This is a genomic window from Streptomyces sp. NPDC002602 (assembly GCF_042889445.1).
Classification (GTDB): Bacteria; Actinomycetota; Actinomycetes; order Streptomycetales; family Streptomycetaceae; genus Streptomyces.
Map to the genome: position 1 here is coordinate 303,060 of NZ_JBIAQX010000006.1, position 14,753 is coordinate 317,812.

Genomic DNA, 14,753 nt, shown 5'->3' on the forward strand with positions numbered 1-14,753 from the left:
GCAGGGCTATTTCGGGAGTGAATCATGAGTGAGAGCACCGACCCCGCGTCTCCGGCCGACCGGATCGCCGCCGGGTACGCCTTCACCGGACCCGCGCTGGACCTGGGTGCCCTGCTGTGGGACGGGCGGTGTCTGCCGGACCGCCAGATCCGCGTTCCGCTGTCGATGCTGAACCGGCACGGGCTGGTCGCGGGAGCCACCGGCACCGGGAAGACGAAGACCCTCCAACTGATCGCCGAGCAGTTGTCGGCGAACGGCGTGCCGGTGTTCCTCGCCGACATCAAGGGCGACGTCTCGGGTATCTCGGCGCCCGGCGTGGACAACGAGAAGGTCCGGGAGCGCGCCGCGGACGTGGCCCAGGACTGGTCGGCCACGGCCTGCCCGGCCGAGTTCTATTCCCTGGGCGGCATCGGCACCGGCATCCCCGTGCGGGCCACGGTGACCGCTTTCGGTCCGGTGCTCCTGTCGAAGGTGCTCCAGCTCAATCAGACCCAGGAGCAGTCATTGGGGCTGATCTTCCACTACGCCGATTCCAAGGGCCTGGAACTGATCGACCTCAAGGACCTGCGGGCGGTGGTGGCCTTCCTCGTGTCCGACAAGGGAAAGGCCGAGCTCAAGGGCATCGGGGGACTTTCCACGGTCACCGCCGGGGTGATTCTCCGAGCCCTCACCGCATTCGAACAGCAGGGTGCGTCGGAGTTCTTCGGAGAACCCGAATTCGATACCTCGGAATTCCTTCGGACGGCCGCCGACGGGCGCGGTCTGGTCTCGGTGCTGGAACTTCCGGCGGTCCAGGACAAACCGCAGCTGTTCTCCACCTTCCTGATGTGGCTGCTCGCCGATCTCTACACCGACCTGCCGGAAGTCGGCGATCTCGATCGGCCGAAACTCGTCTTCTTCTTCGACGAGGCGCACCTGCTCTTCAACGGCGCCTCCAAGGCGTTCCTGGAGTCCATCACCCAGACGGTGCGGCTCATCCGCTCGAAGGGCATCGGGGTCTTCTTCGTGACCCAGACGCCGAAGGACGTGCCGGCCGACGTGTTGGCGCAGCTCGGCAACCGGGTGCAGCACGCGTTGCGCGCCTTCACCCCGGACGACGCGAAGGCGCTCAAGGCGACGGTGAAGACCTTCCCGAACTCCCCCTACGACCTGGAGGAACTCCTCACCGGTCTGGGCACCGGCGAGGCGGTGATCACCGTGCTCAGCGAGAACGGCGCCCCCACTCCCGTCGCGGCGACCCGGTTGCGTGCCCCGCAGTCGCTGATGGGGCCCGTGGACGCGGCGACCCTGGAGGGGGCCGTGAAGGCCTCGCTGCTCTACTCCCGCTACGCGGAGCCGATCGACCGCGAGTCGGCGTACGAGAAGATCAGCGCGGAGCAGGCGGCCGCCGAGGCCGAGGCGGAGGCCGCCGCCGCGGCGGCGGAGGCGGAGAAGGAGGCCAAGCAGGCGCAGAAGGCGGCCCGCAGTGCTCCCAAGCCCGATCCCTCGCTGGCCCAACAGGTCGTGGGCAGCGGCATGTTCCGCTCCCTGGCCCGGTCCATCGGTACTCAACTGGGCCGCGAGATCTCCCGGTCCCTCTTCGGTACGGCCCGCCGGCGCAAGTAGCCGGGGCCCGGTCGGGGGAGGCGAGGCGAGTCGAGGCGTATTCCAGTGAACCGGTTGCGGGACGCTTGGTGGGCGCTGACAGACTCGGGGCATGCGGACCGAACTCACCGACACCACGTCCAGCAAGATCGACCGGGCTCTGCTCGATGCCCGGCGAGCCGTCGGCAGTCCCGCGATGGGGCTGGTGCTGACGCTCGTCGTGGTCACCGACGAGGAGAACGCCTACGACGCGGTACGCGCGGCCTCCGAGGCCTCCCGCGAGCACCCGTGCCGCATCATCGCGGTGATCAAGCGGAGCACGCGCGGCCCGCGCAAGCTTCCGCCGAGCCGGCTCGACGCCGAGCTGCGGGTCGGCACGGACGCCGGTTCGGGGGAGATCGTGCTGCTGCGGCTGCACGGGGAGCTCACCGACCAGGCCGGCTCGGTCGTCCTGCCGCTGCTGGTGCCGGACGCCCCGGTGGTGGCCTGGTGGCCGGCCGACGCGCCCGCCGACCCGGCCCGGGACCCGTTGGGCGCGCTGGCCCAGCGCAGGATCACCGACGCGCAGGCGGCGGTGGACCCGGTCGCCGTCCTGGAGGAGCGCGCGCGGTCCTACGCCCCCGGGGACACCGACCTGGCCTGGACGCGGCTGACCCCGTGGCGTTCGCTGTTGGCCGCCGCCCTGGACCAGAAGCCGCTGCCGGTGACGGGCGCGGCGGTGGAGAGCGAGGCGGACAACGCGAGTGCCGAGCTGCTGGTGCGCTGGCTGGAGGGCCGGCTGCGGGTGCCGGTGCGCCGGGTGGTCACGGACGGGCCGGTCATCACCCGCGTCGTGCTGGAGACCGGCGAGGGCGAGATCCGGGTGGACCGGCCCGCGGGTGTGCTGGCCGGTCTGATCCTGCCGGGGTGGCCGGACCGCAAGGTGGCGCTCAAGGTCCGCAGCCTCTCCGAGCTGATCGCGGAGGAGCTGCGGAGGCTCGACGCCGACGAGGTCTACGCCTCGGCGCTGCGCGGGCGACCGGCCCAGGCCTCGCTCTCGGCGTAGTGGTTGTCGTACACCGGCTGGCTGTCGATGATGTCCTGCACGGTGGCCTCGCCGGCGCGGACCCGGCCGAGGAGCCGGTAGTAGTCGAAGCGCGCCATGCCGGGGGTGAAGCCGACGAGCACCTCGGCGGTCCGGCCGGCCGCCGGGGCGAAGGCGTGCTTCACGCCGGCCGGGACGCTGATGAAGTCGCCCTTGCCGAGGGTGTGGATCTCGTCGCCGACGAGGACGTCGAGCAGGCCGTCGGTGACGTGGAAGAACTCGGTGGCCTTGGTGTGGAAGTGCACCGGGGCGCCGGCCGCGCCGACCTCGAAACTCGCGGTGTTGCAGGTGAGTTCGGGGGTGTCGGTGAGGAGCGTGATGACGCTGCCCGGGCCGTCGGTGATGGTCTCGGCGGTGGCGGCGCGGGTGAGGTTCTCAGTCATGATCATGATCATAGGTGGGGGGTCTGACAACGGCCGAGCCGTTTTTCCGCACCGCCCGCCCTGGCCCTCGTCACTCTCTGCGGGCCTGTCTGCGGGCCTGTCTGCAGGCCGGGAGCCGTCAGCCCGCCGGCGGCTTCTTCGCCTTCGCCGCCTTCGCCGCGGCCTTGTGTTCCTGCTTGTACGCCCGCACCTTGGCCAGTGACTCCGGGCCGGTGATGTCGGCCGCGGAGCGGTGGATGTTCGCCGGGCCGTAGCCGCCGGCCGCCTCCCGCCAGCCCTTGGGGCGGACGCCGAACCGCTTGCCGAGCAGGGCCAGGAAGATCTGGGCCTTCTGTTCCCCGAAGCCGGGCAGTTCCTTGAGGCGCGCCAGCAGTTCGTCGCCGGTCGTCGCGTCCCGCCAGACGGCCTCGGCATCCCCGTCGTAGTGCTCCACCAGGTAGGCGCAGAGCTGCTGGATCCGCTTCGCCATGGATCCCGGGTAGCGGTGCACGGCCGGCTTCTCGCTGAGCAGGGCCGCGAAGGCCTCCGGGTCGTACGCGGCGATCACGTGCGCGTCGAGGTCGTCGGCGTCGAGGCGGCGGGCGATCGTGTGGGGTCCCGAGAAGGCCCATTCCATCGGCACCTGCTGGTCGAGCAGCATGCCGACCAGCGCGGCGAGCGGGCTCCGGCCGAGCAGGGCGTCCGCCTCCGGCTGCTGGGCCAGCCGGATGGTGATCTCCTTGTCCATGACTCCAGACTCCCCCGTGCGCGCCTTCCGCGCGCGGGCGGCACACCGGCGGCCTAGCGTGTGAACCGAGACGGGTCACGTCGTACACGACAGTCGTACCGACACAGGAGTCGATCGATCATGACTGAGTTCCCGGAAGGCGCTCCCTGCTGGGTGGACGCGATGTTCACCGACGTGGAGGGCGCGAAGAGTTTCTACGCCGACGTGCTGGGCTGGACCTTCGGCGACGCGAGCAGCGAGTACGGCAACTACACGCAGGCCTACAAGGACGGGAAGGCCGTGGCGGCCGTCGTCCCGCCGATGCCGGGGGCCGACGCTCCCTCGCAGTGGTGTCTGTACCTCGCCTCGTCGAACGCGGCGGCGACGGCGGAGAAGATCAAGGACGCGGGCGGCGAGCTGCTGATGGAGCCGATGCAGGTCGGCGCCTTCGGCACGATGGCCATCGCGAAGGAGCCGAGCGGCGCGGTGTTCGGGGTCTGGCAGCCGGGTGAGCACAAGGGCTTCGAGCGGATGGGCGAGGCGGGCTCGTACGCGTGGGCGGAGGTCTTCAGCCGGGACGTCGCGAAGGCCGACGCGTTCCTCCCGAAGGTCTTCCCCTACGGCGAGCAGCAGATGGACGCGGGTGACGACCCGGAGATGGCCGGCATGGACTTCAAGGTCTTCAGCCTGGGTGGCAAGGAGAACCCGGTGCTGGGCCGGATGAACATGGGGACCGACTTCCCGCCGGAGATCCCCTCGTACGTCCAGGTGTACTTCGGTGTCGACGACTGCGACGAGGCGGTCGCCAAGACGAAGAAGCACGGCGGGCATTTGCACTTCGGGCCGATGGACAGCCCGTTCGGGCGGTTCGCGGCGGTGACGGACCCGCAGGGCGCGGCGTTCGCGGTGATCGACATGTCGAAGACGACGGGCGAGATGCCGAAATTCGACTAGCCGAAGTTCGACTGGTGGAGGTGTGCGGCGGGGCTCCGGGGCCCCGCCGCGGCGACGGGGCGGCTACGGCAGGGCGGAGGTCACGCCGTCCACGATCATCATCCACATCGGTTGGGCGCCCGTGCCGAAGGCGGCAGCCAGGGCGTAGCCGACGGAGGCGTCCAGGGGCCGGAGGTCCGCGTCCTCCTGCCACTCGGCGATGACGAGCGCGTCGCCGTCGGCGGTGAAGTCCCCGAGGTGGGTGCCGTCGCGGGTGAGGCGACTGCCGGGGACGGAGTCCGGGACGAGGACGTAACGCGCGCCCTCGTGCTCGACCTCGACCCGGTACGAACTCCTGGTCAGGCGGCCCTTCGCCGGGAGCAGCGGGTTGGTCAGGCCGTCGATGGTCAGGGTGAGGTGTTCCGGGTCGCGGGTGCCTATGCGGACCTGCGGGTCCACCTCGGAGTCGGGGGCGCGGACCAGGGAGACCGGGGGGATCCCGGGGCCTTCGACCTCGACGCGTTCCTGGCCTTCGAGGCGGACGGTGATCGCGCCGAAACGCGTGTCCTCAAGGGTCGTCGGGAGTGCGTCGTCCACGGGCGGTCCTTCGGTGCGATCGGAACTCACGCCCCGGAACCGGATGTTCGGGACGTAAACGATCTTACGGTGAGGGTGCCCGGCCGGTCAGGCGGCGGAGCAGTCACAGCGACGGCAGTGAGGGCGACTCCTGCGTCGAGGTCGCGTCGGCCCCCGGCACGGTCCACGTCCGGGACTCGAAGAACGTCCCCGGACCCCGGCTCGCGCTCACGCCGCAGGCCTGGGCAGGCTTCGTGGCGTACGCCTCCCAGGCCTGAAACGGCTCGCGCGGGTCAGCGCCTGCGGGCCCGTGCGCGGCGCAGGAGGACGCCGACCGCCGCGCCGGCGAGGGCGATGACCACCACGCCCGCCGTGGTCCACCAGACGGTGTCGTCGGACTTCTTCGCCACCGGGGCGGTGGACGGGTCCGGAACCTGCGGGGTCGAGGCGGCGGGGGCGGACGGGGTCGGGGAGGCGACGGGGCTCGGCACCGTCGTGGGGGCGGTCGACGGCGCGGTCGACGGGGCGGGGTCGGTCACCGGAACCGCGATCTCGCTCTCTCCGTGTCCCAGGTCGGGGAAGCCCACGTCCACCGTGACCTTCCACGTGCCCGGCGGCAGTATCTCGGTCGTGGACCAGCCGCTGGGCTTGCCCGCGTCGCGGACCAGCCCCCAGGGGCCCATGGTGCGGGAGCCGTCGGGGTTGGTCGCGTTCACCGTGGCGGCCACGGCCTCCTCGACGGGATCCCCGTCGTTCTCCCAGGTGATCTCTGTGGTGACGTGCCCCTCGCGCTGTCCGGTGATCACCACCTTGACGGTGTCACCGTGCGCGTGCGCGTCGGTGGATACGGCCAGGCCCTGTGCGAGCAGCAGGAACAGGAACAGGAACGCGTGTCTGGTGCGCATCATCGCGGTACTCCGAAGTGCGGTGGGTCGAGATGAGGGAGCCGGCGGACGGCCCCGCGTGGGGAGGGGCCGTCCGCCGGGGGTTCACGAGGAGGGTCAGGCGGCCTTCTGGACCGTCCACGCCTGCGCCGCGCGGCCGTCCGCGCGCTGGAGGTCGAGCAGCCAGTTCCCGTAGTACGGGCGGTTGCTGACCGTCAGGGCGAAACCGCCGCCCGCGTCCGTCACGGTCACGGCGTTGCCGCGGGCGGTGACCCGCCACTTCTGCGCGCCGGAGTTCGTGCAGGGCTGCTGCGCGACCCACATGCCGGCCGCCGCCGTGCTGCCCGGCTGGAGGCACTTGCCGGAGACGGCGGAACGGATGCGGACGAGACCGCTGCCCGCGTCGTCGAAGTACCACTGCTGCTGGGCGTAGCCGTTGGCGCGGCCACCGACGAGGACCGTCCCGTCGGCGGTCCGGCCGCCCCACAGTTCGGCGTTCATGCCGGTGCTGCCGTTGCCGAGCAGGTAGCGGGTGTTCGGCTTGGTGGTGGCGCCGCCGCCCGTGCTCTTCGTACGGAACGTCGTGGTCTTGCCGGCGCCGCTGTCACGGCCCGCGGAGTCCCGCACCGACACGGCGATCTTGTACTCGCTGCCCGGCTTCAGGTTGTAGATCCGCAGGGTCTGGGACTGGGTCCAGGTCAGGTGCTTGCCGTTGAGCTGCACCTGGTACCAGGCGGCGCCCTCCACCTTCGGCCAGCTCACCACGACGGAGTCGGACTGGATCTGTCCGGCCGTGACCGTGGGGCCGCCCGTGGGCTTCTTGGTCGGCGTGGGCTTCGGGGTGGGGGTGGGCTTCGGGTTCGGGTTCGGGTCGGTGCCGCCCCCGCCGCCGCCGGCCGTGCGCATCAGGAACTGGTTGTCCGCGATGTTCCAGTGCGTGGCGAGGTAGCTGCCCGCCTTGGGACTGGTGTGGAAGTAGTCGTCGTGGTTGCAGTCCAGGATGTTCTCGGCCGCCTGGTTGGTGCAGACGTTGCGCATCTTGGGGTAGTACGGGGTGTCCGAGTAGCACATGACGTCCCACTCGTCCGTGCAGTGCGCGCCGCGGCTGGTGTTGGGGGCGCTGTTGTTGACCGCGCCGAGGTTGTGACCCAGCTCGTGCGCGGCGGTGTGGCCGCCCCAGCAGCCGGAGTCGGTACGGCCGTAGGAGGGGCCGAAGTTGCTCAGGTTGTCCTGGCCGTGGCGCTCGTCGCCGTTGAAGGTGCCGATGCCGCAGTAGACCTGCGTGTCCGCGAAGATCATGTACTTGCGGTCGCGGCGGTCGAGGCCCTTGCCGGCGAGCGCCTTGTTGCTCGCGCTGAACTCGGAGAGGGCCGACGCCGGAAGCTCGATGTTGAGCACGGTCGGCGTGCAGTCCGCGGCCGTCACGTAGCGGATGTGGCGGACGCCGCCGGTCTCCTTGGCGCTCGTGGAGTAGATGAGGTCCGCGTCGACGGCCCACTTGCGGAACGAGGCCACGTACTCGGAGTACCGGTCGCGGTCGGGGCCGTGTACGTAGACGACCTGGACGCGGTTGCCGGTGCTGCCGTCGCCGTCGCACTGGACGGTCTGGCCGGCGGGCCCTGCTGCGACCGCCTGGCCGGAGGCGGCCGAGGCGGCGGGGGCCGGGGCGGCCTTCGCGGTGTTCGTGGCCGCCTGCGCGTCGGCGGCGGGCGCGTCCTGGGCGCGCTTGCCGCCCTCCGCGGGGGCCGGGTCGTCGGACGCGGGGCGGGCCGGGTCGGCCGCGGGCGCCTTCGCCTTGACGACGGGCGGGATGTCCTTCTTGATGTCGACGCCCTTGGGCGGTGCGTCGGGGCCGTGGGTGCAGTGCCCGGCGTCGGTGCGGTAGACGCCGACGCAACGGTCGCCCTTCGGCGCGGCCTTGAGCCCGTCGTAGATCATGCCGCGGGCGTTCTCGTTGGCGGGCGCGTCCTTGATGACGGCCGGCTCGGCGTCCCGGGCGGGTGCGGCGGCGGGCGCGGGTATCTCCGCGGCGAGCGCTTCGGCCTGTGCGGGCGGGGACGCCTGGGCGTTGTCACCCAGTCCGGAGTAGGCGACGCCTCCCGCGATCACCGCCGCGGTGGCCATGGCGGCGGTGACGAGTATGAACCGGCGTGGCTTGCGCCGGTGTTCACGCCTTCTACGTCTGGACATGCGCACCTCAAATCGTGATGGGGGGTGGGTGCGCGGAAGCCTGCCAGAAGGGCGGTACGGAGAATTCGGACAAACGGGAATCGGCCCCAAGAAATCAGACCGTTACCTTCTGGTTTGATTTGATGAACTGTCAACTCCTGTGCAAACAAAGCGAGTTACGCGTGTAGCGACGCAAAGGTCCAGGCCTTATCGGGGAGGTCGTTATCAAATCGAGATAAAAAGTGGAAGCTTATTGACGACAATTCAGTCAGGGATTCACCTATCGCTCACCTGCTGAATTCTCGCGGTCACCAACCGTGAGGAAGCGTCCGGAGCGGGCCCCGGCCGCCCTCGGAGCCCATGTCGGAGCCCCCTCGGAGCCGCACCCCGGTCCGTGTCACGGCCCGCACCCCGGCCCGCGTCACGGCCCGCGTCACGGCCCGCACCCCGGCCCGCGTCGGAGTCCTGGTCAGAGCCCCAGGTTCGGCGGCGTCAGCGCACCGAACCACACGTGCGTGACCGCGCTGACGTAGCGCGCCCCGCAGCGGTCCGAGGGCACCACCAACTGACTGCCCGCCTCGTCGAGGTCCTCCCCGTCGAGGCGCGTCGCCAACAGGACCGGGGTGGCCCCGAAATCGGAGTCCAACTCCGCCCAGGACAGCACGCTGTGATGGCCGTCCCCGCCGCTCACCGCGATCAGGAAGCGGGAGCGGTCCTTGCGCCGCCGGGCGTCGAAGGCCGGGCCGGCGTGCGCGACGACGTCACGGAGCAGCGCGCCTTCGAACACGTGGTGCTGGGGGCCGTTCGTCGCACAGTCGAAGGTGACGGCGGCCTTGTGCTGTTCCCACTCCCGAAGGTCCGCGACGCTCAGGGTCGCCGGGTGATCGAGGTCCCCGTGCAGCATGAGTTCGGCCATGCGTACGTCATGCCCGGGCGGGTTCATTGCGGAACCTCATCTGCAAGGTTGATGCCGTGATACGAGCCGCAAGCGTGTCACGAGGCTTCGCTTTCGCCTTGCAGATCGCGTGTGGCGCCCGCTTTCTCCGCGATCTTCCGCCACACCACGTCCCGCGTCACCGGCAGCTCCGTGAACCGCACCCCCGTCGCGTCCCGCAGGGCGTTCGCGAACGCCGGCGCCACCGGGTTGAAGGGGCTCTCGCTCATCGACTTGGCGCCCAGCGGCCCGATCGCGTCCGAGGTCTCCATGAAGTGGACCTCCGTACGCGGCACGTCCGCGTACTGCGGCAGTCGGTAGCGGCGGAAGGCCGCCGTGGTCACCTCCCCGCGCTCGTCCACCCGTACCGTCTCGAACAGCGTCGCGCCCAGCGCCTGCGCCACACCGCCCTCCACCTGGCCGCGGCACTGCATCGGGTTCATCACCTTGCCCGCGTCGGCCGCGTGCACGCTGCGCAGGATCCTCATCTCGCCCGTGTCCGGGTCGACGGCGAGACGGAACCACTGCGCGTTGAAGGCGACCGAGCGCGGCGAGCCGCCCCAGTGCCCGTCCGCCGCGATCTCGTCGAGCTTCCCCTTGTCGTACGCGGCCTCGTACAGCTCCTTGAGGGTGAGCACGCGGCCCGCGCAGTCGAAGGCCTCGGCCCGCAGCTCGCACAGGTGCCGCGCCACGCCCGTGTGACGGGCCGCGAAGGTCCGGAGCCGCTCCGCGAGGGAGTTGGCCGCCAGCATCACGGCCTTGCCCGCCACGACCGTGCCGGCGGATCCGAACGCCCCGGTGTCGTGCCGCACCACGTCCGTGTCCGATTGGCGGACCGCGATCCGGTCGACCGTGGTGTTCAGCGCCCCGGCGGTGATCTGCTTGTGGACGGTGGTGGTGCCGTTGCCGAACTCCGCCGTGCCGGCCGCGATGTCGTACGTCCCGTCGCGCAGCAGGGCGACCCGCGCGTCCGCGTAGTGGCCGCCCGGCGGGCCGGTCGCGATCATCGCGACCGCCGTGCCCTGACCGGTGAGCCAGCCCTCCGGGACATCCTCGTGGCTGCGGTCCTCGGCGATGGCCTTGCGGACGACGTCCATGCACTGCTTCATCCCGTACGAGGCGATGAACAGGTCCTCCTCGTGGCCGATCGGGGTCACCAGGTGGTCGCCGGCGCCGATCACGTTCTTCTCGCGCAGTACGAGCGGGTCCATGCCGAGCTTGACGGCGAGCTCGTCCATCACCGATTCGAGGGCGAAGAGGACCTGGCCCAGGCCGTAGCCGCGGAAGGCCCCGGCCGGAACGCCGTTGGTGTAGACGGAGTACGCCTCCACCTCCTTGTTCGGCGCCTTGTACACGGCGAAGGACTCGCCGACGCTGTGGAACATGACGGCCGGGCCGTGGTTGCCGTAGGCGCCGGTGTTGGAGACGACACGGATGCGCAGCGCGGTGAGGGTGCCGTCGGCCTTGGCACCGACCTTGATGGTGATCTTGAAGGGGTGGCGGGTGGTGGCACCGTGGAACTGCTCGGCCCGGGTGAACTCGAGTTTCACCGGCCGCCGCAGCTTCAGGGCGGCGAGGACCACGATGTCCTCGGTCAGCATCTCCTGCTTGCCGCCGAACCCGCCGCCCACCCGGCCCGCGACGACGCGGACCTCGTCCTCGTTCAGGTCGTAGAGGGCGCACAGCGCCCGCCGGGTCAGGAACGGCGCCTGCGTGGAGGAACGGACGGTGATGCGCTCGCCGTCGCCCTCCTCCTTGGGCTCGAAGTACGCGACGCTGCCGTGGGTCTCCAGGCTGGCGTGCTGCACGCGCTGCGTCTGGAAGGTCTCCTCGTGGACGACGTCCGCCTCCGCGTACCCCTTCTCCATGTCCCCCAAGGTGTTGTGGACCTCGCCGCACACGTTGTTCTCGGCGCGGAAGATCCCCGACTCGGGCCCCTTCGGGTGCAGGACGGGGGCGCCCGGAAGCATGGCCTCCTCCGGATCGATCACGTACGGCAGTTCCTCGTACGTGACGACCACCCGGCGGCAACCCTCCTCGGCCGCCTGCTCGCTGTCGGCGACCACGGCCGCCACCCGCTGGCCGACGAAGCGGACCACGTCGTCGAGGACGCGGGTGTCCATCGGGTCCTCGGTGGGATGCTCGTGCCGGGCCGAGGAGTAGAGCCGCTCGGGGGCGTCGTGGTGGGTGAGGACCGCGTGCACCCCGGGCACCTGGAGGGCGTCGCGGGTGTCGATGGCGACGATCCGGGCGTGCGGGTGCGGGGAACGCAGCAGCTTCATGTGGAGCAGCCCCGGCACCTCCACGTCGAAGGTGTAGCGGGCCGTGCCGGTGACGACGAGCGGACCGGCCGGGGCGCCCAGGGACTTGCCCACCGCCTGACCCGCCTCCGGTTCCTCGACGTGCTTCACCCCGTGCACGGCGTCCTCGATGGCGCGATAACCGGTGCAGCGGCAGATGTTGCCCTTGAAGGCGCGCGGCAGGTCGTCCAACTTGCCGTCGTCGTGCGCGGTGCCCCGCTCGGCCTGGAGCGCGGCCGTGGTCATCAGGAACCCGGCCGTGCAGAAGCCGCACTGGAAACCCTGCGCGTCGAGGAACTGCCGCTGCACCGGGTGCAGTTCGCCGCCCGGCCGGGCGAGACCCTCGACGGTCGTCACCGAGCGGCCCTGGGCGCGTACGGCCGGATACAGGCAACTGTGCACCGGCCGCCCGTCGACGTGCACGGTGCAGGCACCGCAGTCACCCTGGTCGCAGCCCTTCTTCACGCCGAACCAGCCGCGCTCGCGCAGGTACGTGCGCAGGCACTGGCCGGCCCGGGGCTCCTCCGTGAACTCCCGCTCGTTGACCTCGATCCGGTAGCTCTCGGGCGCGTCGGTGCTCATCGGGATCCCTCCTGGTGGTCGTGGGCCGGTACGGGGACGGGGGCCGGTTCGAGGGCGGGGGCCCCGGAGGCAGGGGCCCCGGTGGCAGGGACTCCGGGGGCGGAGGTCAACTCGCGGCGGATCTCCTCGGCGAGGCGAAGGGCCATGTGGCGCCGCCAGTCCGGCAGGCCGTGGATGTCGTCGAACCACTCCTCGGCGCGGACGGCCGAGTCGATCGCCTCCCGCAGCTCGGCCGCGGTCGGCGGCAGGGCGAACCAGAACCGGAACGGCCGGGTGGTCGCGGCGGAGACCGTCACCGTCAGCGAACCGTCCCGCGGATCGGCCGCCCCGATCACCAGCGCGCCGGAACGCCCGAGCCCGTACAGCGACGCCTGCCGGAAAGCCGTACGGCATTCCAGCGCACGGGCCGGGACCCGCACGGAACGCAGCAGCTCGCCGTCACGGAGGTCCTTGACGCCCGCGCCGAGAATGAAGTCGACGACGGGCAGCCGACGGGTCGCGCCGTCCTGACCCTGGAGCAGCACCTCGCCGTCGAGGGCGGCGGTGAGGGAGATCATCGGGCCGGCGGGGAGGCCGTTGCAGAGGTTGCCCCCGACGGTGGCCATGTTCCAGATCTTGAAACTGGCGAGGAAGGCCCGGCAGCACTGCTCGATCAGCGGGGCGGCGGCCTTCGGCAGCGAGCGGCCGAAGCGGGACAGCTCGGTGATGGTGCAGGTCGCCGCGATGTCCAGCGCACCGTCCGGCCGCCAGGACAGGGGAGGCCAGCCCATCCGGGAGAGGTCGATCAGCCGGCGCAGGTGCGGCTGCGGCTCGGAGAAGAGGTACGTGCCCCCGCCGAGCCAGGCGTCACCCGGCCGCCAGGGCTCCCGGCGGCGTGCGTCGCGCACGTCGAGCACCGTGTTGAGATCCACTTCGCGCCACCGGCCTCTCCCAGGGGGTTTTCAGTCAGTGAAGCAACGCGGACGGGGCCGGGACGACTGGTCCCGGCCACGGAAAGCAACCACCCGGAGGCAGCGCGCCCTGGAGGATCAACCAAGAGGCCGGCCGGGCTCCTGCCCTTGCATTTACGATGGGCTTTCTCGTATTCACCTGGCGAATGTGGGTGGCTGCCCACCGCAAGGAGTCCCCTGCCATGCACGTCCTCGACCTGCTCCAGTCCGACAATCTCGGCCTCACCCTGCTCTGGGGCGATGAGGCCCTTCTCGGCCAGGAGGTCAGCGGGGTCACCGCCACCGACCTGGAGGACCCCGGCCGTTTCCTCGGCCCCGGCGAACTCGTCCTGAGCGGACTCGTGTGGTGGGCGGACGGCGACCTCGCCAAGGCGGACCGTTTCGTCTCCGCCCTCGCCCACGCCGGGGCCACCGCCCTCCTCGCCGGCGAGGAGACCCACGGCAGAGTCCCCGACGAACTGGTGGCGGCCTGCCGCGCCCACCGCGTCCCCCTCGTCGCCGTCCCCGCGAAGACCAGCTTCCGTGCCGTGACCGAGGCCGTGTACCTGCGCCAGTGGGGGGACCTCAGCCGCCGCCCCACCCGGCTCTTCGCCCTCCCCGAGAACGTCCGCAGCGAACTCAGCCACCTCCTCGAAGACGGGGCCGGCCCCGCCGAACTCCTCGACCGGGCCTGCGCCCACCTGGGCCGGGTCGCCTGTTACCTGGTGACCGCGAGCGGCCGCACCGTCGCCCGTACGCCCTCCGCCCCCGCCATCCCCGCCCAGCGCGCGACCACTGCCCGCGGCGGCGTCCCGTCCCGGACCGGCGCCCCGTCCCGGACCGGCGTCTTCCTGCGCATCGAGTCCGACAGCTCCCCCTACGACGCCTGGCAGCTCCACGTGCCCGACGCCGACGCCGCCCCGCCCCGCGTCCTCCACGAGATCGCCGAGGTCATCGCCCAGTACCGCGACGGCCAGGCCCGCCGCGTCGCCGCCGCCCGCGCCGCCGCCGAGGAACTGGTCCGCGTCCTGTCCGGGGACCCCGACCCGGCCACCCTCGACGACGCGCTGACCGCCGCCGGGCTCCCGCTCGGAGGTCCGTACCGCGTCCTGACCGCCACCTCGGGCGACGCCCTCGCCGAAGCCCTGCGCCACCTCGACACCGTCCCGTCCGCGGTCGGCGCCTCCACCGCCGTCCTCTACGAGGACCCCGCCGCCGGACTCGACGTCCCCGCCCTGCTCCGCTCGGTGTGGCCGCTCGTCCGCGCCTGCGCCGACCCCGACGTGGACCTGCGCCTCGGCGCGGGCACCCGCGCCTCCACGGCCGAGGCGCTGCGCGCGTCCCTGAACCAGGCCCGCTTCGCCCTCACCGCGGCCGACGACGACGTCCCCGTACGCGGAGTCGAGCAGTTGGACACCCTCACCGAACTGCTCGCCGGGGTACCGCCCGAGGTCCGCACCGTCTTCGCGGCACGAACCCTGGGAGCACTGGGCGACGGCATGCTCCGGGAGACGCTGGAGGTGTTCCTCGCCAACAACTGCTCCTGGGCGCGCACCGCCGAAGCCCTGCACCTGCACGTCAACACCGTCCACTACCGCATCGAGCGCGTGGAGACCCTGACCGGCCGCGACCTCTCGCGCCTCGACCACAAACTCGACCTGTACGCGGCGCTGCGCTGCGGGTGAGCGG

Annotated in this window: 12 protein-coding genes and 1 pseudogene; 5 read left to right on the top strand and 8 right to left on the bottom strand. The window is 71.4% G+C overall.

The features are described from left to right. The first annotated feature begins 24 nt into the window (after window positions 1-24). Both ACFYW3_RS19725 and opcA read left to right on the top strand, forming a co-directional pair. Window positions 25-1,605: a helicase HerA-like domain-containing protein gene (locus ACFYW3_RS19725; protein ID WP_351759345.1), complete on the top strand. Its 1,581-nt coding sequence runs from the start codon at window positions 25-27 to the stop codon at window positions 1,603-1,605. Window positions 1,606-1,696: 91 nt separating this feature from the next. After that, entirely contained in the window at window positions 1,697-2,629 is a 933-nt protein-coding gene (gene opcA / locus ACFYW3_RS19730) for a glucose-6-phosphate dehydrogenase assembly protein OpcA (RefSeq protein ID WP_351759348.1), read from the top strand. Here opcA and ACFYW3_RS19735 read toward each other — a convergent pair. Together ACFYW3_RS19735 and ACFYW3_RS19740 are read right to left on the bottom strand one after the other, a co-directional pair. Next, window positions 2,578-3,051 carry a cupin domain-containing protein gene (locus ACFYW3_RS19735; RefSeq protein WP_351759351.1) on the bottom strand — a complete coding sequence of 158 codons (474 nt, stop codon included), beginning with the start codon at window positions 3,049-3,051 and terminating at the stop codon, window positions 2,578-2,580. The two genes, opcA and ACFYW3_RS19735, sit on opposite strands and share 52 nt — an antisense overlap. A gap of 118 nt (window positions 3,052-3,169) precedes the next feature. Beyond that, window positions 3,170-3,778, bottom strand: a complete 609-nt coding sequence (locus tag ACFYW3_RS19740; RefSeq protein ID WP_351759353.1) for an HhH-GPD-type base excision DNA repair protein — start codon at window positions 3,776-3,778, stop codon at window positions 3,170-3,172. Between the two features lie 120 nt (window positions 3,779-3,898). On the opposite strand from ACFYW3_RS19740, the gene ACFYW3_RS19745 reads away from it, so the two are divergent. Beyond that, the gene (locus ACFYW3_RS19745) at window positions 3,899-4,711 is read left to right on the top strand and encodes a VOC family protein (protein WP_389386875.1); all 813 of its coding nucleotides are present in this window, start codon (window positions 3,899-3,901) and stop codon (window positions 4,709-4,711) included. Between the two features lie 63 nt (window positions 4,712-4,774). Here the strand turns inward: ACFYW3_RS19745 and ACFYW3_RS19750 are convergent, their stop codons facing one another. Beyond that, on the bottom strand, window positions 4,775-5,287 hold the full coding sequence (locus ACFYW3_RS19750; protein ID WP_351759357.1) for a hypothetical protein: 513 nt from the start codon (window positions 5,285-5,287) through the stop codon (window positions 4,775-4,777). 53 nt (window positions 5,288-5,340) lie between these two features. Here ACFYW3_RS19750 and ACFYW3_RS19755 point away from each other — a divergent pair. Beyond that, window positions 5,341-5,544: pseudogene (locus ACFYW3_RS19755) on the top strand (DUF397 domain-containing protein); the annotation flags it as partial. Between the two features lie 15 nt (window positions 5,545-5,559). Here the strand turns inward: ACFYW3_RS19755 and ACFYW3_RS19760 are convergent. The 5 genes from ACFYW3_RS19760 to ACFYW3_RS19780 all read right to left on the bottom strand — a co-directional run bounded on the left by ACFYW3_RS19760 (window position 5,560) and on the right by ACFYW3_RS19780 (window position 13,046). After that, window positions 5,560-6,174 carry a hypothetical protein gene (locus ACFYW3_RS19760; RefSeq protein ID WP_389386876.1) on the bottom strand — a complete coding sequence of 205 codons (615 nt, stop codon included), beginning with the start codon at window positions 6,172-6,174 and terminating at the stop codon, window positions 5,560-5,562. A 93-nt stretch (window positions 6,175-6,267) separates the two neighbouring features. Further along, entirely contained in the window at window positions 6,268-8,340 is a 2,073-nt protein-coding gene (locus ACFYW3_RS19765; RefSeq protein ID WP_351759362.1) for an RICIN domain-containing protein, read from the bottom strand. A 448-nt stretch (window positions 8,341-8,788) separates the two neighbouring features. Then, on the bottom strand, window positions 8,789-9,235 hold the full coding sequence (locus tag ACFYW3_RS19770; protein WP_351759365.1) for a molybdopterin-dependent oxidoreductase: 447 nt from the start codon (window positions 9,233-9,235) through the stop codon (window positions 8,789-8,791). A 77-nt stretch (window positions 9,236-9,312) separates the two neighbouring features. Further along, window positions 9,313-12,135: a molybdopterin-dependent oxidoreductase gene (locus ACFYW3_RS19775; protein WP_389386877.1), complete on the bottom strand. Its 2,823-nt coding sequence runs from the start codon at window positions 12,133-12,135 to the stop codon at window positions 9,313-9,315. After that, window positions 12,132-13,046 (bottom strand): FAD binding domain-containing protein, encoded by a 915-nt coding sequence (locus ACFYW3_RS19780; RefSeq protein WP_351759369.1) that lies wholly within the window; start codon window positions 13,044-13,046, stop codon window positions 12,132-12,134. Before ACFYW3_RS19780 ends, ACFYW3_RS19775 begins: the two co-directional genes overlap by 4 nt. A gap of 221 nt (window positions 13,047-13,267) precedes the next feature. Here ACFYW3_RS19780 and ACFYW3_RS19785 point away from each other — a divergent pair, with 221 nt between their 5' ends. After that, the gene (locus tag ACFYW3_RS19785) at window positions 13,268-14,749 is read left to right on the top strand and encodes a PucR family transcriptional regulator (RefSeq protein WP_389386878.1); all 1,482 of its coding nucleotides are present in this window, start codon (window positions 13,268-13,270) and stop codon (window positions 14,747-14,749) included. Window positions 14,750-14,753: the final 4 nt, after the last annotated feature.

Excerpts from the sequence above, each read along its gene's own strand:
- ACFYW3_RS19725 (WP_351759345.1), top strand. The coding sequence starts at position 25 with ATGAGTGAGAGCACCGACCCCGCGTCTCCGGCCGACCGGATCGCCGCC.
- opcA (WP_351759348.1), top strand. The coding sequence starts at position 1,697 with ATGCGGACCGAACTCACCGACACCACGTCCAGCAAGATCGACCGGGCT.
- ACFYW3_RS19735 (WP_351759351.1), bottom strand. The coding sequence starts at position 3,051 with ATGACTGAGAACCTCACCCGCGCCGCCACCGCCGAGACCATCACCGAC.
- ACFYW3_RS19740 (WP_351759353.1), bottom strand. The coding sequence starts at position 3,778 with ATGGACAAGGAGATCACCATCCGGCTGGCCCAGCAGCCGGAGGCGGAC.
- ACFYW3_RS19745 (WP_389386875.1), top strand. The coding sequence starts at position 3,899 with ATGACTGAGTTCCCGGAAGGCGCTCCCTGCTGGGTGGACGCGATGTTC.
- ACFYW3_RS19760 (WP_389386876.1), bottom strand. The coding sequence starts at position 6,174 with ATGATGCGCACCAGACACGCGTTCCTGTTCCTGTTCCTGCTGCTCGCA.
- ACFYW3_RS19765 (WP_351759362.1), bottom strand. The coding sequence starts at position 8,340 with ATGTCCAGACGTAGAAGGCGTGAACACCGGCGCAAGCCACGCCGGTTC.
- ACFYW3_RS19770 (WP_351759365.1), bottom strand. The coding sequence starts at position 9,235 with ATGGCCGAACTCATGCTGCACGGGGACCTCGATCACCCGGCGACCCTG.
- ACFYW3_RS19775 (WP_389386877.1), bottom strand. The coding sequence starts at position 12,135 with ATGAGCACCGACGCGCCCGAGAGCTACCGGATCGAGGTCAACGAGCGG.
- ACFYW3_RS19785 (WP_389386878.1), top strand. The coding sequence starts at position 13,268 with ATGCACGTCCTCGACCTGCTCCAGTCCGACAATCTCGGCCTCACCCTG.